This is a genomic window from Paraburkholderia sp. RL18-085-BIA-A (assembly GCF_046027075.1).
In the GTDB taxonomy this organism is placed as follows: Bacteria; Pseudomonadota; Gammaproteobacteria; order Burkholderiales; family Burkholderiaceae; genus Paraburkholderia.
Window position 1 is genome coordinate 15,466 of record NZ_JARESU010000090.1, and the last position, 17,357, is coordinate 32,822.

Below are 17,357 nucleotides of genomic sequence, written 5' to 3' on the forward strand. Positions count from 1 at the left end.
GCTTCCTCAAGGAGACAAACGAGATGCAGACTCAACCCGTTACGCAAGAGCCGTTGGAAAGCGCGGTGCGCAAGGCGCGCCTGCGGCTTGCGCCCTTCCTCGCGCTGATGTTCGCGCTATCGATGCTTGACCGTTCGAACGTCGGGTTTGTCAAACAGGCCCTTCAGGTCGATTCGAACATCGGCAACGCGGCGTTTGCGCTGGGGGCCGGGATCTTCTTCATCGGCTATGCGGTGTTCGAGATCCCGAGCAATCTGATGCTGCATCGGGTGGGGGCGAAGATCTGGTTGAGCCGGATCATGGTGACCTGGGGGCTTGCGTCGGCGGCCATGATGTTTGCGCACAGCGAGACCTTGTTCTATGTGCTGCGTTTCATTCTGGGCGTGGCCGAAGCAGGTTTTTCGCCCGGCGTCATCCTCTATTCCACGTACTGGTTCCCCGCGCGTGAACGCGGTAAGGCGCTAGGTATCTACTACTTCGGTTTGCCAGTGGCGCTCGTGCTGGGCAGCCCGCTGTCAGGCTATCTGATGGAAGTCATGGGTGGGCGCCTCGGGCTGCACAACTGGCAATGGATGTTCCTGATCGAAGGTCTCGCTGCGTCAACGGTCGGCATCGTCGCGTTCTTCTATCTGGTTAGCAAGCCGCGCCACGCGAAGTGGCTGACGCCGGCCGAAAAAGACGCCCTGGAAAACGCCATTGCAGCGGAAGACCGGCACAAGGTCGCGCATGGGCCGGCTACCGCGCTGACCGCGCTGCGCAACTGGAACGTACTTCGCTTCGTATCGATCTATTTCGCCATTCAGGTCAGCGTATATGGCGTCATCTTCTACCTGCCGACGCGGATTTCGGAGCTGACGGGTACCGCCATCGGCTCGAAGGTCGGCTTTCTGACCGCCATTCCCTGGTTGTGCGCACTCATCGCACTGCGCTTCATCACCGGCTACGCGGACGCGCACGGGAAGCATCGGCAACTCGCCGTCGCCATGCTGGCGGCCGCCGCAGCAGGGATAGCACTGTCGACCCTCGGCAATCACATCGGACCAGTGCTCGTCGCATTCTGTATAGCGACGGTCGGCTTCGTTGTCGTTCAACCGCTCTTCTGGACGTTGCCGACCGCCTACCTGAGCGGTACCGCGGCAGCGAGCGGTATTGCAATGATCGGCGCGCTCGGCAATCTCGGCGGCTTCATCGCGCCGACTTTAAAGACGGCAGTGGAGACGCTGTTCCATAGCCCACGTGCGGGCATGTTCACCCTGGCATTTGCGGGTGTCATCGGCGTGGTTTTGCTTCTGAGCATCGGCTTGCATTCGCGCCGCGTAACCGATGCGCCGATCGGCTCGCCTGAAGCGACGCTTCGCTAGGCACATGCAGGCACGCTGCCCACGATTTAACCGGAAATTCACATGACCATTCTCGAACATCATTACATCGGCGGACTACGCAGCGCTTGCGCATCGAATCCTGCGCTCGTCGGCCTTGATGCCGTAACGGGCGAGGCAGTGCGCGCAGCACGGATCGAGGAGGCCACGTCGTGATATTCGATGCTGAAAACGCAATGGCCGATGCGTCGGCAACCGTGGGGCCAGTCGTGCAACTGCATCCGGATGACGATGTCGTCATCGCGCGGCACCAGCTTGTCGCGGGCATGCGCATCCGCAGTAGTCTTGCCGTACGGGGGTTGATCCCGGCGGGCCATAAGCTTGCCATCCGCAGCGTCGAAGCGGGTGCGCCAGTACGGCGCTACGGGCAGATCATCGGCTTCGCGACACGTGACATTCAAGCCGGAGAGCACGTCCACACGCACAACCTTGCGATGGGCGACTTCGATCGGGACTACGCTTTCGGCGCGGATGCGAAGCCCGCGCCGACGGTCGCAGAGGCGGCACGGTTCATGGGCATCGTTCGCGCCGACGGACGTGTCGCAACTCGCAACTACGTCGGCATCCTGACCTCGGTCAATTGCTCCGCAACGGCAGCTCGCGCCATCGCAGATTACTTTCGTCGCGATATCCATCCGCAAGCGCTTGCGGACTATCCAAACGTTGATGGCGTCATTGCGCTGACGCACGGTCAAGGCTGCGCGATCGATTCCGAAGGCGAAGCGCTCGAAATGATCCGGCGCACCCTCGGTGGTTATGCACGGCATGCTAATTTCGCTGGCGTACTGATCGTCGGGCTGGGTTGCGAAACCAATCAGATCGACGGGCTTGTGCAAAGCCAGGGTCTTACGCCAGGCGCGGCGCTGAAGACGATGACCATTCAGGCGACCGGCGGCACGGCGCGCACGGTGGCGGCGGGTATCGAACAGGTCAAGGCGATGCTCGTGGAAGCGAACAAGGTACGGCGCGAGCCCGTCGACGCAAAGCATCTGGTGATCGGCTTGCAATGCGGCGGTTCAGACGGCTACTCCGGCATTACCGCAAATCCGGCACTCGGCGCGGCCGTCGATCGGCTGGTCTCGCATGGTGGAACGGCGATTCTTTCAGAAACCCCCGAGGTATACGGCGCCGAACATCTATTGACGCGCCGGGCTGTGTCGCGTGAAGTCGGCGAAAAGCTTATCGAACGGATTCACTGGTGGGAAGCGTACTGCGCCCGCATGAACGCCGATCTGAACAACAATCCGTCGGCCGGCAACAAGGCCGGTGGGCTGACAACGATCCTCGAAAAGTCGCTTGGTGCCGTGGCGAAAGGCGGCACAACCAATCTCGTCGACGTATACCGGTACGCCGAACTGGTCCGGGCACACGGTCTCGTTTTCATGGATACGCCGGGCTACGATCCGGTTTCCGCGACCGGGCAGGTCGCGGGTGGGGCAAACCTGATCTGCTTTACGACCGGCCGCGGCTCCGCTTATGGTTGTGCGCCGTCGCCATCGTTGAAATTGGGAACCAATACCGCTTTGTGGCAACGTCAGGAAGAGGATATTGATCTGAATTGCGGCTCGATTCTCGACGGCGAACGAACGGTCGACGAACTCGGTGAAGAGATCTTCCAGCTCATGCTTGCAACCGCATCGGGCCAGGCATCGAAAAGCGAGATTCACGGATACGGTCAGAATGAATTCGTGCCCTGGCAGATTGGCGCCATCACGTAGAGCGGCGTTTGCGTTTTCTTTGGTTGCGCATCATGCGGGCTCAGCGCCCTGACTGCCGGAGGGGTTAAAGAGCGTCCTTTCTTTGCTTGGAACGGGACGCTCGCAAGTTGCATCCGAACGGCATCGTCGGGGCGGCGAGGGCGTGTGAACACGCCCCGATCGCCTGAAATTCCGTGGAGATCGTCTGGATTTCTCCATCCAGAATCCGCACTGACATCTCTCTTGCGCTTCGAATCGAGCCGGCAGCATTTCGCGCTCAATCACTCCTGCAAAAGCTCACCTCTGAGGGCGTTACGCGTCGACTTATTCAATGCAACTAACGGTCAAGGTTCGATCGCGTGGCCCTCGAACGTCAATCAGTTCTGCAGATGCTCAGGTAGCGCAAGTCCTCGTATAGGAGGCTAGTTCGACTGCATCACCCGGTACACGTCCGGCTCCCGCTTCTTCGGCGGCACGATCATTTCGATTTTGCCGACGAGGAAGATATACGAAAGGATACCGAGCACTGCGACGATCGAGACGTACCACATCGCATAGTGGAAGCTATGCGTGCGTTGCAGGATCATGCCGAAAACGATCGGCGTAGCAATGCCGGACAGATTGCCGAACAGATTCAGGAAGCCGCCCATCGTACCGATGAAATTGCGAGGAATGACGTCCGTAAACACCACCCAGCCGAGATTCGCGACGTTGTTTCCAAAGAAGGCCAGCGAAAGGATCCCGATCGCAATGACGGGCTGGTTCTCGAAAAAATTGACGGTGACGATCATGGCCGTCAACACGAGGCCGACTATCACCGGCACCTTGCGCGCGACCGTGACCGATTTACCCCTTTTCAGGAGGCTGTCACTGAGGAAGCCGCCCGCCAGCATGCCGGCCATCGCCATGAGATAGGGAATGGATGCGCCCAGTCCCGCTTTGGAAAGCGTGAGATTCAATGCCTTTTCGAGGTAGACGATGAACCATGTCATGAAGAAGATCAGCGTCGAGTTATAGGCGAACTGCGTGATGAACAGTCCCCAGACGGTTTTGTTCTTGAGGAAGTACAGGACGTCGTCTCTCTCGACCACGGTGCTGACCGTGGATTGATCCTGAGATCCGTAGCCACCCCCGGCCCTGATAAGGTCGAGCTCGGCCTGAGCGGTTCTCCTGCTGTCTTTGGGGTCGCGATAAACGATCAGCCAGTAGACCCCAAAGACGATCCCAACGCCCCCCGTTGCATAGAACACCATTTGCCAACCGTAACGGCTCGTCAGAAAAGTCAGGACCGGCGTGAACAATGCAAGACCGATGTATTGCGAACTGATATAGGTCGCCGTTGCCCGTGCGCGTTCGTTCTTCGGAAACCAGTTCGCGACGATTTTCGTATTCGAGAGGTACGACGGCGCTTCAGCGAGGCCAATCAGGGCCCGGCAGACCAGCAGCACCGCAAACGAGGCGCCCAGGGCCGAGAAAAGATGATGTGAAGCAAAGCCCATCGCGAATGTACATGCGCTCCAGATGACAATTGCGCCGCCGTACAGAACTCTCGATCCGATTCGATCAAGGAGATAACCGACAGGAAGCTGGGCGGCCGCATACGTCCACGTGAACATCGAAAAGAGCAGGCCGAGTTGGGTCGGCGAAAGGCTGAAGTCCCCCTGGATCCTGCTGCCCGCGATCGAGAGATTCGCACGATCCATGTAGTTGATGGCCGTGACTACGAATAGTAGAAAGACAATGAAATATCGGGTCTTTGTTGTTTTCATGATTTCGAATTCAAGAAGCCGTCTGGAGGCTCGCCCAGACATGCATTGCCTGCGTGGAACACCGGCTTCGTCCTGCTGCTCAGAGTGGAAGTTTTACAACCGCATTGTTCTGCGTGCTGCGATAGATGGCTGTGAACAGTTCTACGGTCTTCCGGCCATCCAGTCCGTCGATCAAAGGTTTCGTGCCGTTGCCGACGGCAGTCAGGAAATCATCTATTTGCCGCTCGTGATAGAAGTACAGGGAATCCGCGGAATTGAAATACTCCGCATCTGCTTTTCTCCACTCGGCGAGCATTCCTTCTTCGCTTTTGATCGTCCAGATATCGTTGTAAGGCGGTTCGGTGATGGTCGACACGCCAGCGATGAACATCGCGCCGCCGTCCGTCTGCACGCCGATCGACGCGCCGTTGTCTCCGTGAATATGGACCTTCCCGTACAAAGCAGGATTCTGTGAGTTGCTGACCAGAACGTTGGCAATCGCGCCGCTTTTGAACTTGATGAGGGCCGCCGCGGTATCTTCGACTTCGATGTAGTCGTGATTGACGTTCTTCCACACACCGTAGACCTCGTCGATATCGCCCAGATACCAGAGGAGCAGATCGAGCTGATGAGGTGCCTGGTTCACGAGCACGCCGCCTCCTTCGCCAGCCCACGAGCCACGCCAGGGATCGCTTTCGTAGTACTGGCGGTCGCGCCATCCGAGCATGACGACGTTGCCGATCATAGGGCGGCCGATCTTACCCGCATCGATGGCCTGCCTGATTCGCATCGCGGACGGATAAAAACGCCGCTGGCACACGACGCCGACCGTACGCCGGTTTTCTTCGGCACATGAAAGGATGGCATCGCAGTCTTCGAGCGAAGAAGCGAGGGGCTTCTCCACGAGAACGTGACAACCGTTTTTCAAGGCGGCGATCGCAACGGGAGCATGCTGAGGATGCGGAGTGCAGATGCATACCACGTCGACCTGCGCGGCCTCCACCATCCCTTCGACGTTATCGAATGCACGCACGCCGTATTGTTTGCCGAAGCTGATGGCTCGATCGAGAGAGGTGCTGCATACCGCGACGAAGTCCGAGTTCTCGAGATTCGAGAGCGCCCGGGCATGGAAATGACCGACCTTTCCGCAGCCGACGATGGCCGTTCTGAGTTTCTTCATGGCGATTCAGTGTTACGTCTTTAGTTTGAAGGCGAGCGAGGCGCTGCCGCCGCCGGTCCGGCGGCAGCGCACGATGTCGATCGCGGATTGCGTGACGCCTGGAGTGAAGGTGCATCCATCGGCTTGACGGCGCGGCAGGCTCCTGACGGCGCACGGTCAAGTGAAGTCGCTGCAAGCGCAAGTCGACTTCACAGTGGAGCTACTGCGAGCCGGCCACGGTGGATAGCTGTGTATGACCTGCGATCCTTCAGGGCGGCCGGGGAGCGATCCCGGCCGCATTCCACTCTACGCCTTGAGATGGGGCCCGAGCAGTGACAGGTCCGCAACCGAAAGACGATCGTGCGCGGTCTGCACCTGATGCCAGTACGGGTAGAGCAGGGGCGGCGCGCTCACCTTGTCGAGCCGCTCACGCTGTTCGGCGCTCAACCTGAGATTCGCCGCGCCGAGGTTGTCGAGCAGTTGCTTCTCGTTACGGCCGCCGATGATGACCGACGTGACGGCGGGGCGCCCGAGCGTCCATGCGAGCGCGACTTGAGCGGCCGAGACGTTCTGCTCGCTGGCGATCTCGACAAGCGTGTCGACAATCGACCACAGTCGTTCGGCGTCGCGAATCGGCGGCTCCGTCCAGCCGGCGAGCTGACGCGTGCCCTCGGGCGTCGCGTCGCGTCGGTGCTTACCCGACAGCAGGCCGCCTGCGAGCGGGCTCCAGACGAGAATGCCCAGGCCTTGATCGAGGGCGATCGGCGCGAGTTCGTACTCCGCTTCGCGTGCTTCGAGCGTGTAATGTATCTGCTGGCTCACGAAGCGCGGCAGACGATCGCGTTCGCTCACGTGCAACGCCTTCATCAGGTGCCAGCCTGAGTAGTTCGAGCAGCCGACATACCGGACCTTGCCATGCCGGACGAGCAGATCGAGCGCTTCAAGCGTCTCTTCGAGCGGCGTGAGTCCGTCCCATTCGTGCACCTGGTAGAGGTCGATCACGTCGGTCTTGAGACGGCGCAGGCTCGCCTCGCAGGCTTCTATCAAATGATGCCGCGACAGACCCCGGTCGTTCGGGCCGTCACCCATGGGAAAGCGGGCTTTCGTCGCGATCAGCACGCCGCCTTTGCGCTTGCCGCCGAGCGCCTGACCGACGATTTCCTCCGACGCACCGTTCGAATAGACGTCCGCAGTATCGATCAGGTTGACGCCCGCGTCGATGCACATGTCGATCTGCCGGCGCGCGTCGTCGAGGCCAACCTCGCCGACGCTCGCGAATTTGCCTTTGCCGCCCATCGTCATCGTGCCTAGCGTGATGGTCGACACCTTGAGGCCCGAACGGCCCAGTTGACGGTAGTCCATGATTAAGCAATCTCCATGTATGTTGCGAGGATTCGCAGCCGGCGTGCGGTCGTCAAGTCTTATTGCGCCCGCATTGGGTGCCCAGTGTTCCTTGATGTCCCCCAGAGGGTCGACGATAGCGGAGATTGAATTACCATTCCAATAGAAAGATATGATTCAATTGTGCGGTTTTCGTGATTAATCGTTTCTGCAAGAAAGAGTGCCAACGTGGATTTGAAACAGCTGGAACATTTCGTGGCGGTCGCAGAAGAGCGGCATTTCACGCGCGCGGCGCGGCGCCTGAACCTCGTGCAGTCCGGGTTGTCTGCGTCGATCCGCTCACTGGAAGAAGACCTGGGCGGACCGTTGTTCAACCGCAGTACGAGGCGCGTCGCTTTGACGCCTGCCGGCGAAGCCCTGTTCGCAGAGGCGCAGCGGGTACTGGCTGCCGCGCGCGACGCACGGCATGCCGTAACGCAGGTTCACGGGCTCGCACGCGGCCGGCTGAGTATCGGTGCGATTCACGGCCTCGCGCCTTTCGTCGACCTGCCCGCCTCGCTAGGACAGTTTCGGGCTGCGTTCGGTGGAATCGATATCGAGTTGACACTGGACGGGTCGCGCGCGTTGATCGACGAGGTGCGGGAAGGGCGCCTCGACCTCGCGTTCACGCAGCCACCGGAAATGTCGCTCGACGATCTCGGATCGCACATGTTCGCATGCGAGGGAATGGTCGTCGTCTGCGCGGCGCATCATCGGCTTGCGGGCGCCAGCGGGCTGGCGCTGGCCGATCTCGTCGACGAGACATTCGCCGATCTGCGCCCGGAGTGGAGCGTGCGGCGCCTTGTCGATCGATGTTTTGCGGCGGCAGGGCTGCAACGCCGGACCAGCTTCGAGGTCAACGACATGCCGATGTTGCTTGAACTGGCCGCACAGGGCCTTGCGATCAGCATGGTGCCCGAATCCGTGGCCGCCGCAAGGGGGAGCAACACGCGCGGCGCGCCGGTCGCAACGGCGAGCCTGTGTGAGGCCGAGGAACCCTGCTGGGAACTCGCGGCCGTTTTTAAGGGATGTGCGGGAGAGCCGCTCATACCCGTCGCCCGTGCTTTCCTGGACTTGCTCAAATTGCCCGCGGTGGCGACCTGACGCTCGCCGCAGGCACACGCGATTGTTCGAGGCGTAAAAGATCCGGCACGATGTGCGGTACGCGGCGGGAAGTGGACATCCATTGAACGTGGCCGGATTGTCGCTAGCGGGTCGCAGCCGTCCACGCGATACTTAGGATCGCTCATCAGCTTGAGCCCCGTCGGTCACGCAAAAAAGTTCATGCTAGGATCGCTGACTCACTGTTCCAACGGATCGGGATCGCAATCGCTTGCCAGCGCCGCGATTCCGGCACCAACGAGGATTCTGATGACTCATTCTGCCCTGACTCCGGGCGGCGTCGCCGTGATCACCGGCGGCGCCGCCGGCATCGGCCTGGCTGCTGCCAAACGCTTTGCGCAGCTTGGGCTGCGCATCTGCATTGCCGACCTCGGCACCGACCGCGTCGCGCAGGCGGTGGAGGAAATCGCCGCGCTGACCGCAAACGGCGCACAAGACGTTTTCGCGGTTGAGGCCGACGTCAGCGTCGCCGAAGATGTTCGCCGCCTTCACGCAAGCGTCGTCGAACGCTTCGGCGGAACAGATGTGCTGATGAACAACGCGGGCATTCAGCCCGGTAGTGGGATGTTCGGTCCAGCCGGAAACTGGGGGCGCGTGCTGGGTGTCAACCTGTGGGGTGTGATCCACGGTACGCAGATCTTCGTGCCCGACATGATCAAGCGCGGTCGTCCGGGGCTCGTGATCAACACCGGTTCAAAGCAGGGCATCACGACGCCGCCGGGCGACCCCGCATACAACGTTGCGAAGGCCGGTCTGAAAGCGTTCACTGAAGCGCTGCAACATGAACTGCGCAACACCGCCGACTGCCGGATTAGCGCTCATCTGCTGATTCCTGGTTTCGTGTTCACGGAGCTCACACGAAACGGCCGCGTGGAAAAGCCCGTCGCCGCATGGACGCCCGAGCAGACCGTCGATTTCATGTTCGAGCGCCTCGACGCCGGCGACTTCTACATACTGTGTCCCGACAACGACGTGCCGCGCTCGCTCGACGAACTGCGCATTCTATGGGCGGCAGGCGATATCGTAGAGAACCGGCCCGCGTTGTCGCGCTGGCATCCGGACTACGCCAGCGCGTTCAAAGCGTTTATCAAGCAGCCCCGTTGACTCAAGGGTCAGCACTATGTGGCAACAAAGTGAAACCTATCCCGATCCTGCAGTGGAAGTGCTCGATCCGCGCTTCCTGAAATACCGGATCACGAACGCGGCGGTCGAGCGGCTTGCGACTGGCATGCGCTTCGGCGAAGGACCTGTGTGGTTCGGCGACGGACGCTTCCTGCTATGGAGCGACATTCCGAACAACCGCATCATGCGATGGGACGAGGAATCCGGCGCGACGTCGGTATTTCGCAAGCCCTCGGGATACACGAACGGCAATACACGGGATCGCCAGGGGCGGCTCATCAGCTGCGAGCACGGCAACCGGCGGGTGACGCGCACTGAGTACAACGGCGCGCTGACTGTGCTGATCGACCGCTTCGACGGCAAGCGGCTGAACTCGCCGAACGACGTGGTCGTGAAGAGCGACGACAGCATCTGGTTCACTGATCCGCCGTTCGGCATCTCTAACAACTATGAGGGTTCCAAAGCCGAGCCCGAGCTGCCGACCAACGTCTACCGCTTCGACCCGGCCACCGGCCGGGCGGAGGTGGTCGCCGACGACATCGTCAATCCGAACGGCATCTGCTTCTCGCCCGACGAACGCCGCCTCTACATCGTCGAATCGGGCTCGAAGCCGAGGCGCATCCGTGTGTACGATGTCGAGGACGGTCGGCGCCTCGTGCATGGGCGCGTATTCGTCGATGCGGGCGAGAACGGCGCGCCAGACGGCTTCCGTTGCGACACGGACGGTAACCTGTGGGCCGGTTGGGGCACCGGGCCGGGGCTCAACGGCGTGATGGTATTCGCCCCCGACGGCACCGCGATTGGCCGCATCGCTCTACCCGAACGCTGCGCGAACGTCTGCTTCGGCGGTGCAGCGTACAACCGGCTGTTCATGGCGGCCGGGCAGTCACTGTACGCGCTATACGTCGATGCGACCGCGGCGGTCGCGACCTGAACGCGTCGGCGGATTGCGTCCGCGTCCGCTCGGCCGCGACGCCACCGCACACCGGTCGGTCATGATGCGGACTCATGCGGGTTTAAGACGTGCGCTGGCGCTCGCTGAACGGAATGCCGCCTCTTGACTTGGAGTCGGGTGGAGACTCCACGATCTGCACGACAACCTGTTCGGCGGCGACACCGAGGCTGTCAACCACAGCTTTGGTAATCCCCGTCATCAGCGCTTTCTTTTGCTCTGCTGAGCGCCCTGCTGCTGCATAAACAACGACTTCCGGCATAACGTACTCCAGTGGATTGGCAAGGAACTGCGGCTGCAATCATAGCGGCACTGCACGGCGTGTGCTTGCGCCCGAGCAACACCGTGCGTGAATGCTACCGGCGCTCTTCACGAAATTGCTTCGCGTAGAGGGCCTTGGTTCCACTTTTCCCGGTCGACCTCATCAGCATGGCAGGCTCACGCAGCGTCCGTAAGCCGGTCGGCGTTGAGACCGAATTGGCGCGCGATCGATCGCAGCCTGTTGCCCCATTCCCAGACGCCGAAGACGTCATGCACGTTTTGCAGGCAGCTCAGCAGGCCGACCGTCTGCGGGTCGTATACGTTGATCTTCGAGCGCAGTAGCGCTCTCCGCAGCGCGGCGACGCCCACATCCATGTAGGCGGGCACTTCGTTCTTCGGCTTGCTTACATAGTGAATCGGAACCCCTTCCATTGCTGTCAGGTAGTCGCGTGGCTTGATGAAGTTGCCGACTGGACAGCCGCCGTAGTAACTGCGATATGCGCCGCCGCCGCGCGGCAAGAGCGCTGCCTCGCGCTGCTGAAGAAGATGCTGGACCGCCCGGTCGAAAATGACTTGATGGCTTAGAAATTCGAGGGTCATTCGATTCTCCTCCCGCACCCGTGTTTGCGCGGTAGCCGGTTCTTGCTCCATTCCGGCAAGCGGTTCGTGATAGCGGTGAGTGTTGAGTTGGATGCGAGGAAGCATGATTGCCGTGGTCCTTGACGATCGCGATCCGAAGACAACCCGCTCGCTGGTTCTGTCGCAATGAGAGAAGAGTAGGTTCTGTCGACGCGTAAATCTACTCTACGCTGGGATATGCTCTCGCCGCATTAGCATAACTTGCTTATACGGGGGTATAAGCGAGGTGAACCGAGTTAGCGAGTGATGCCGGGGGGCCCGCTGGCAGACCGCTACGCACGAGACACGAGCGGCCCGATCGGCCGACGACGCGACTGAAACGATCCGCGCATGAAGGTCCATTGTCTTGGGATTGAGTTGAAAACATCTTGTCTACCTCACGCCAGCGTGCCGCGCAGCAGCGACGGTTCGCCGCCCGTTGATTGCGATTGCGGGTTGAATCAATGGGTACCGGTCCATCAATGACCAAAATAGATCGAGTGAGCACCTACGGTCGTTGTAGGCGTCCCCGACTGCGAGGAACCATTCATTGACACTCCTCCGACCGAGGTGCTGCTGATGTCCTGCCCCTGAATACGCGCCTCCGCCGCCTGAATATCCGCTGGATAATGCACATCCTTGGCACTCGGGCGATAACCGACTTGTTCCAGTCGCACCAGGTCTGCGCGCACTTCGGCACGTGTCACAGGCGCAGTAGCGTCCTGTGCAAAAGAGACTGCCGGTGCGGCCAGTGCACTGGCAACCAACGCTGCATAGATAAGAGCTTTCATAGTAAATCACCTTCTCGAGTTAGCTGCAGTCGGCCTCACGCAGGATGAGTGAAGCCTCGGACCTCACCGCGATGCAGGTGAGTAAGCTTCATTCTGTACGGTGGCCTTGGCGCGATACTGACGCTCACATTACATCTGTGTCATGTCCGGATAGAGATGCATCTTTGCAGCGTCGGCATAGCTGAACCGGCCAACTTTCAGGTCGATCACAATGAGACATCTCGTGCGCGTGGTGGTGGTTTGTCGTCAAGATAACAAAAACGTAATCCCAGGGTCAGAGTTGAGTCGACGTGCGTCTACAACAATAGGTGCCGTAGGACGGCCCATTCGCCAAGAGTCCTCGGAAAGAAATAATGAAAACCGCTTACCGCCGTCGATTTCGCAACGCAAAGTCTGCTGGTCAGCGCCAAACCGTTTGCGCAATCCTCGACACCCAGTTTCACGCCTACCGAAGTTCAGGCGCGGATCACCGAGGTTGAAGCGGACGGGTTGGTGCCTGGGCCAGAGAACGACTGTCGTCCAAGTGCCCAGGCTATCGCGCGCAATCGGGAACTCGACGCTATCTGGCATCAGGGAGTGCTGGCACCGCTTCGGCGAGTGGGTTGCGGGCCTACAGACAGTCCCGCTGCGGACTGATCAAGCTCCGAATGAGAAAGTACGTCTTCCGGCATGAACTTTAAGGCCTTTGCGCGGATAACCGGATGGGTAAGAATCAGATTGGATATTGTGTATGCGGCCGCAATGCTTCGCGCCTAACACCGGGATGTGGCACAGGACGACGCCATGAATCAACTAGCCGCAATTCGTATATTCGCCAAGGTCGCCGAGTGCTTGAACTTCGCGGAAGCGGCCAAACAGCTTGGCATCTCAAACTCGGCCGTTACGCGTGGCGTGGCGGCACTTGAGCAACACCTCCGTGTTCGCCTGGTTAACAGGACCACACGCCGCGTGTCACTTACGACTGCGGGCCAATCGTACTCAGCGCATTGTGGAGAGTTGCTAAGGCAGATCTCCGCGATGGACGAATGCGTGGCAACAGCCGCGGGCCAGACGGGAGGATCTCTAAGTATTGCGTCGTCTTCTTCCTATGCCACTACCGATTTGCTGGAGCTAATGGCCGCTTATCGGCTGCAAGAGCCACGCATGCAGTTCGAATTGACGGTATTCGATAACATGGCCGAGGTCACCGTGTCGAATTTCGACATTTGCTTCAGCGCCGAGCGCGGCCTGCGCGATTCGTCGCTGGTTTGCCGTCCGCTCACGCAGACACGGGATGTGATTGTCGCGAGCCCCGCATACCTGTCACGTCGGCGCCCACCGGAAACTCCATTGGAGCTCTCTTCGCATGATGTACTCGTGACATCGGACGGCCCTGGCCGTTTCTGGGAGTTCCGCGACAAGCACGGTACACAACGCGTGGCGGTGCGACCTATCCTGAACATGCAGAGTCCGCTTCTGGTGAAGCGCGCGGTGCAGACGGGCCTCGGTATCGCGCGCCTGTCGAAAGCGCTCATTCAAAGTGAGCTGTCGGACGGAACATTACGGCCGTTACTGACGCATGTCGAATTGTGCGGCGATGAGCGGACTGTATGGCTTCTTTACTCCGAACAATCGCATATGGAGCTGCCGGTCAGAAGGTTTATCGACTTCGTCGTCGAACGCTACCGTCAAAGTGCGGCGGAAGACAAAAAGGAGACCGTTGTCAACATGGGATTGACCGGGTCTGCAGTAGCCAGCCTTCTTTAGCTCCAACACGTATCCGACACCCCTCACCGCATGGATTGGTTTGACGGAGAAATTGTCGTTTGTCCTCCGCCGTAGTTGGCGAATGACGTCCACGACGTCGGTGTCGCTGTCGAAGTTCATACTCCAAATGTACGAAGCAATCTGCACGCGGCTCAATACTTCCCCGTTACGACGAGCAAGCAGTTGCAGTAGCGAGAATTCACGCTGGGTGAGGCGTTGCGTGCGGTGCCGCGTCGCACGGGCGGTCGACTGAGGTTAAGCTCAAGATCGCCGATTTCGAGCAATTCGCTGTCGCGCAGCGGGCCATGCCTCGCAAGCGCGCGCATACGTGCTGGCAACGCAACGTAGGCAAACGGCTTGATAAAGTAGTGCCGCGTGCCACGAGACGACACCTGCGCCGCAGAATCATCCGCGTGGCGGGCTCGAAGGGAACGCGTTCGCCGCGCCCAAATCGTGCGTCTTGCTCGCTATTCCCTATCTATCACATACCCGACGCCACGGACCGTCCGGATCATATCTGAGCCGAGCTTTTTACGGAGCTTCGAAATATGAACCTGGATGGCGTTGCTCTCTATTTCCTCCTTCCATCCATAGACGGCGTTCTCAAGCGTCGACGTCGATTGTGGAACGTCCTGATGTGTGATCAGTTGCAGCAGCACCGCCCATTCACGTGGTGACATGGTTACCGGTCTTCCGTTGGATAGCGCCGTTTGGGAAGCGGCGTTGACCCAGAGCTTCCGGCAACGTATCTGATCCGTACAACGGCCCTGAGAGCGGCGTACCAGTGCGTGACACCTGGCGACCAGTTCCCGAACGTCGAATGGCTTGCTGAGATGGTCGTCAGAACCTGCGTTCAGTGCACGAACGCGGTCCACAGCGCTGTCATGCTGCTTAAAAGTGAGAACTGGAACTTCAAAATTGATTTGACGCAACCATAAAAGCAGAGACGGGCCGGACATCTTGGGCAGGACCATATTGATCAGCACCAGTGCATATCTCGTTGTCGTTAAAGCCAGCTGCGCCTCCAGGCCGTCATAGACCCGGTCGACAGCGTAGCCCTGTCGACGAAGAGTCAACGCGATCTGCCTCGCATCCCGGTCCTTGGTTTCGGCAAGAAGAACCCGCATGGTCAACAACGCCAAACGGGTGGATACGTTAAAGATGATGAAGTTGGTTTCTGGATAACCATGTTCCGGATCGGCTTTCTCGATGTTTTCGAGCGAGTTCGAAAACCCCGCACCTCAATTGTGCGCAACTGAGCCTCGCCCCGACACTGACCGGAAGATTACGTTTTTGTCATTCATGGATTGCGACCCTTGCCTGCAAACTGGTCGATGCTCGCCTTACATGACAAACTCGTAATTCACTCGACGCCCGCTGGTCAGAATCATTTCGTCAGAATCGCCTCATAGCGTCATTCACCAGGCGCTCTTTCGAAGGACGATTGGGAAGACCATGATGATCGGTTCACGTTCCACCAACATGCTGCGCGACGGCTTGCGTTCCCTTTCGGTTGCGGCGCTCGTCGGATTCGCAAGTGTCTGTCACGCGCAATCCGCAGCGAATGCTCAGGATACCGCCGGGAGCTTGAACGCGCCGTCCATCGCAAGCTGTGTCGCGTGTCACGGCGCAATGGGCGCAGGCACCGTAACCGGCGGGCCGCGGCTTGCTGGCAAAGATCCAGAATATCTCGCGCATGCATTGTCAATGTTCAAGGCCGGCACGCGCGCAAGCGCTGTTATGCAGACGGTCGCACACAATCTTTCCGATAGCGATATACGCGAGCTCGCAATGTTTTTTTCAAAGCAGAACCCGCCGCTTGCCGAAGGTGCGCCGCCGCCGCAGAGCCTGGTGATAGCCGGAAAGCAGCTTGCCGAGATGGGCGCTGGATCCGGCGTAGCTGCCTGTTTCAGCTGCCACGCGGCCGGCGGCAAAGGAAATGGCGCGCGTTTTCCGAGCATCGCAGGCGAACCGGCTGCGTTTGTCGTCTCTCGACTACACGAATTTCAGGCGCGCGCGAAGGGGAAGACGCCGGCGCCCGGAACGATGACAGCCGTCGCGGCGACGCTGAACGATGCGCAGATCGAAGCGGCTGCGGCTTACCTTTCGGTGACCAGACCTTGACGACCGACAACGTCTAATCCGCGTAGCGCACCGATTTGAACGACGCGTCACCATTGCGCCGATTGCGGGGGGCCCGTTTAGCCCTGCTGTCTAGCGATTCCTCTAAGGAGCGCCCGGGCGTAAGGAGGCAGTAACCAGGATCGCCATATTAAGGGTAGCGCGAATATGCCGGCGTCGGAATTGCGAGCGTTTGGCAATCAGGTAACGCCGGTTGATTGATCTCTCTGTAGGCACTGTTGGAGCTCAACGCCTAATGGCGTTCACACTGGGCATCCCGTTGCCGCTACCCATTCTCGTTTTGTGTTGAGTACATATGCGAATTCTTGTGTGGAGTAAAGTCACCGCAATATCGGGTCTGGTTGTAATGCTTGCCGGCTGCGCGAGTAGCGACGACTTCGCTTTGAGTGCCGCGCATAGCCCGCAACTACCTGAAACATATCCTTGCCAGAGCATGCATGTGAAGGTACCGGCCTGCCCACTCGGATAGAACGGCTACTTTAATCGCGCCCAGTCGAGTCGTTGTCTGTAGATACGCAACAACTGAATCTGTCCGCCCGTGCCTGTTTGTTCGGGAACCGAGCCGAACCGGGCCGCAAACTCGCGGCCGGATTTGAATGCTTTGCGATCTACCTTGGTCGCAACTGCCGCTGTCGCGGTGAGCCAACCCACGCCCAGGATCGCGGAGATCGCGTGTCACGCCTTGTCTTCTTTTATCTATGTTTGCAACCGTCGTTCGATGTCGGCGATCTGCGTATCGAGCCGTTCGAGGTCATTCCACATCTCACGCAATGATTCAACCAACATTGCGGGCAGATGTTGAGCTGCTCTGAACCTTGACTCTACCCCGGCCGTATTTACGCGGCGGGCGCGAGGCTGACTATATGACTATCAAAATCATCATTCCACCACGCCGAAGGGCGCGGCAGAACCCGCCGTACGCTTGGCAGGATTCAACGCTTTGTGCCGGTTGTCGGACACCGGCTGTTGCTCAATACTGGTTTTCATCGACACGCCGCCGGGCACACGCTGATTGGATGCGTCGCGCTCCGTAGCCTGCGGTTACCGGACGGGCGGTTTTGCGCATGTCCAGATCAATCGCTGCGAAAGGTATCAGGAATTCCGCGACGATCGTCAACGCCCGGAAGCACGCATGCGCGCGTCACCCACTTGCCAACTGAGGAATCGGAAAATGAGCACCACGATTGCAGGCATCAGGATACCCGACAGCGCGATTGCACGCGCGGCCACCCAACTGGTA

General features: G+C 59.6%; 15 protein-coding genes and 2 pseudogenes. 8 read left to right on the forward strand and 9 right to left on the reverse strand.

Features of this window, described 5'->3' with window-relative positions:
* The first annotated feature begins 23 nt into the window (after window positions 1-23).
* From P0D89_RS36835 to P0D89_RS36845, 3 genes are read left to right on the forward strand one after another with little or no spacing between them, the layout of a single operon-like run.
* Window positions 24-1,361, forward strand: coding sequence for an MFS transporter (locus P0D89_RS36835; RefSeq protein WP_408366289.1), 1,338 nt, complete (start codon window positions 24-26; stop codon window positions 1,359-1,361).
* A gap of 42 nt (window positions 1,362-1,403) precedes the next feature.
* Window positions 1,404-1,535: a hypothetical protein gene (locus P0D89_RS36840; protein WP_408366287.1), complete on the forward strand. Its 132-nt coding sequence runs from the start codon at window positions 1,404-1,406 to the stop codon at window positions 1,533-1,535.
* 20 nt (window positions 1,536-1,555) lie between these two features.
* Window positions 1,556-3,097, forward strand: a complete 1,542-nt coding sequence (locus P0D89_RS36845; protein WP_408366313.1) for a UxaA family hydrolase — start codon at window positions 1,556-1,558, stop codon at window positions 3,095-3,097.
* Window positions 3,098-3,498: 401 nt separating this feature from the next.
* On the opposite strand, the gene P0D89_RS36850 is transcribed toward P0D89_RS36845, so the two are convergent.
* The 3 genes from P0D89_RS36850 to P0D89_RS36860 form a co-directional block, all read right to left on the reverse strand.
* Window positions 3,499-4,845 carry an MFS transporter gene (locus P0D89_RS36850; protein ID WP_408366285.1) on the reverse strand — a complete coding sequence of 449 codons (1,347 nt, stop codon included), beginning with the start codon at window positions 4,843-4,845 and terminating at the stop codon, window positions 3,499-3,501.
* Window positions 4,846-4,924: 79 nt separating this feature from the next.
* Window positions 4,925-6,004, reverse strand: coding sequence for a Gfo/Idh/MocA family protein (locus P0D89_RS36855; protein WP_408366283.1), 1,080 nt, complete (start codon window positions 6,002-6,004; stop codon window positions 4,925-4,927).
* Between the two features lie 285 nt (window positions 6,005-6,289).
* Window positions 6,290-7,345, reverse strand: coding sequence for an aldo/keto reductase (locus P0D89_RS36860; RefSeq protein WP_408366281.1), 1,056 nt, complete (start codon window positions 7,343-7,345; stop codon window positions 6,290-6,292).
* A 207-nt stretch (window positions 7,346-7,552) separates the two neighbouring features.
* Between P0D89_RS36860 and P0D89_RS36865 the strand changes: the two genes are divergently transcribed.
* From P0D89_RS36865 to P0D89_RS36875, 3 genes are all read left to right on the forward strand, one after another.
* Window positions 7,553-8,467 (forward strand): LysR family transcriptional regulator, encoded by a 915-nt coding sequence (locus P0D89_RS36865; RefSeq protein ID WP_408366279.1) that lies wholly within the window; start codon window positions 7,553-7,555, stop codon window positions 8,465-8,467.
* 267 nt (window positions 8,468-8,734) lie between these two features.
* The gene (locus tag P0D89_RS36870; RefSeq protein WP_408366277.1) at window positions 8,735-9,589 is read left to right on the forward strand and encodes an SDR family NAD(P)-dependent oxidoreductase; all 855 of its coding nucleotides are present in this window, start codon (window positions 8,735-8,737) and stop codon (window positions 9,587-9,589) included.
* A 16-nt stretch (window positions 9,590-9,605) separates the two neighbouring features.
* Window positions 9,606-10,541, forward strand: a complete 936-nt coding sequence (locus P0D89_RS36875; protein WP_408366275.1) for an SMP-30/gluconolactonase/LRE family protein — start codon at window positions 9,606-9,608, stop codon at window positions 10,539-10,541.
* A gap of 82 nt (window positions 10,542-10,623) precedes the next feature.
* Here the strand turns inward: P0D89_RS36875 and P0D89_RS36880 are convergent, their stop codons facing one another.
* The 3 genes from P0D89_RS36880 to P0D89_RS36890 all read right to left on the reverse strand — a co-directional run bounded on the left by P0D89_RS36880 (window position 10,624) and on the right by P0D89_RS36890 (window position 12,229).
* Entirely contained in the window at window positions 10,624-10,821 is a 198-nt protein-coding gene (locus P0D89_RS36880; protein WP_408366273.1) for a tautomerase family protein, read from the reverse strand.
* Window positions 10,822-10,997: 176 nt separating this feature from the next.
* Window positions 10,998-11,420 carry a hypothetical protein gene (locus P0D89_RS36885; protein ID WP_408366271.1) on the reverse strand — a complete coding sequence of 141 codons (423 nt, stop codon included), beginning with the start codon at window positions 11,418-11,420 and terminating at the stop codon, window positions 10,998-11,000.
* A 497-nt stretch (window positions 11,421-11,917) separates the two neighbouring features.
* Window positions 11,918-12,229 (reverse strand): DUF4148 domain-containing protein, encoded by a 312-nt coding sequence (locus P0D89_RS36890; protein ID WP_408366269.1) that lies wholly within the window; start codon window positions 12,227-12,229, stop codon window positions 11,918-11,920.
* Window positions 12,230-13,012: 783 nt separating this feature from the next.
* Here P0D89_RS36890 and P0D89_RS36895 point away from each other — a divergent pair.
* A complete protein-coding gene (locus P0D89_RS36895; RefSeq protein WP_408366267.1) occupies window positions 13,013-13,975 on the forward strand; it encodes a LysR family transcriptional regulator in 963 nt (320 codons plus the stop codon).
* Here P0D89_RS36895 and P0D89_RS36900 read toward each other — a convergent pair.
* Together P0D89_RS36900 and P0D89_RS36905 are read right to left on the reverse strand one after the other, a co-directional pair.
* Window positions 13,970-14,355: pseudogene (locus P0D89_RS36900) on the reverse strand (winged helix-turn-helix domain-containing protein); the annotation flags it as partial. The gene P0D89_RS36895 and the pseudogene P0D89_RS36900 sit on opposite strands and share 6 nt — an antisense overlap.
* A gap of 87 nt (window positions 14,356-14,442) precedes the next feature.
* Window positions 14,443-15,102, reverse strand: a complete 660-nt coding sequence (locus P0D89_RS36905; protein WP_408366265.1) for a winged helix-turn-helix domain-containing protein — start codon at window positions 15,100-15,102, stop codon at window positions 14,443-14,445.
* Window positions 15,103-15,457: 355 nt separating this feature from the next.
* Between P0D89_RS36905 and P0D89_RS54880 the strand changes: the two genes are divergently transcribed.
* Window positions 15,458-16,099 carry a c-type cytochrome gene (locus P0D89_RS54880; protein WP_507028601.1) on the forward strand — a complete coding sequence of 214 codons (642 nt, stop codon included), beginning with the start codon at window positions 15,458-15,460 and terminating at the stop codon, window positions 16,097-16,099.
* A gap of 519 nt (window positions 16,100-16,618) precedes the next feature.
* On the opposite strand, the pseudogene P0D89_RS36920 reads toward P0D89_RS54880, so the two are convergent.
* Window positions 16,619-16,927 (reverse strand): annotated as a pseudogene (locus tag P0D89_RS36920) (IS110 family transposase); the annotation flags it as partial.
* Between the last annotated feature and the right edge of the window lie 430 nt (window positions 16,928-17,357).

Bases quoted from the DNA above. Each gene is read 5' to 3' on its own strand.
- P0D89_RS36835 (WP_408366289.1), top strand. From the start codon at position 24: ATGCAGACTCAACCCGTTACGCAAGAGCCGTTGGAAAGCGCGGTGCGC.
- P0D89_RS36840 (WP_408366287.1), top strand. From the start codon at position 1,404: ATGACCATTCTCGAACATCATTACATCGGCGGACTACGCAGCGCTTGC.
- P0D89_RS36845 (WP_408366313.1), top strand. From the start codon at position 1,556: ATGGCCGATGCGTCGGCAACCGTGGGGCCAGTCGTGCAACTGCATCCG.
- P0D89_RS36850 (WP_408366285.1), bottom strand. From the start codon at position 4,845: ATGAAAACAACAAAGACCCGATATTTCATTGTCTTTCTACTATTCGTA.
- P0D89_RS36855 (WP_408366283.1), bottom strand. From the start codon at position 6,004: ATGAAGAAACTCAGAACGGCCATCGTCGGCTGCGGAAAGGTCGGTCAT.
- P0D89_RS36860 (WP_408366281.1), bottom strand. From the start codon at position 7,345: ATGGACTACCGTCAACTGGGCCGTTCGGGCCTCAAGGTGTCGACCATC.
- P0D89_RS36870 (WP_408366277.1), top strand. From the start codon at position 8,735: ATGACTCATTCTGCCCTGACTCCGGGCGGCGTCGCCGTGATCACCGGC.
- P0D89_RS36875 (WP_408366275.1), top strand. From the start codon at position 9,606: ATGTGGCAACAAAGTGAAACCTATCCCGATCCTGCAGTGGAAGTGCTC.
- P0D89_RS36880 (WP_408366273.1), bottom strand. From the start codon at position 10,821: ATGCCGGAAGTCGTTGTTTATGCAGCAGCAGGGCGCTCAGCAGAGCAA.
- P0D89_RS36885 (WP_408366271.1), bottom strand. From the start codon at position 11,420: ATGACCCTCGAATTTCTAAGCCATCAAGTCATTTTCGACCGGGCGGTC.
- P0D89_RS36890 (WP_408366269.1), bottom strand. From the start codon at position 12,229: ATGAAAGCTCTTATCTATGCAGCGTTGGTTGCCAGTGCACTGGCCGCA.
- P0D89_RS36895 (WP_408366267.1), top strand. From the start codon at position 13,013: ATGAATCAACTAGCCGCAATTCGTATATTCGCCAAGGTCGCCGAGTGC.
- P0D89_RS36905 (WP_408366265.1), bottom strand. From the start codon at position 15,102: ATGCGGGTTCTTCTTGCCGAAACCAAGGACCGGGATGCGAGGCAGATC.
- P0D89_RS54880 (WP_507028601.1), top strand. From the start codon at position 15,458: ATGCTGCGCGACGGCTTGCGTTCCCTTTCGGTTGCGGCGCTCGTCGGA.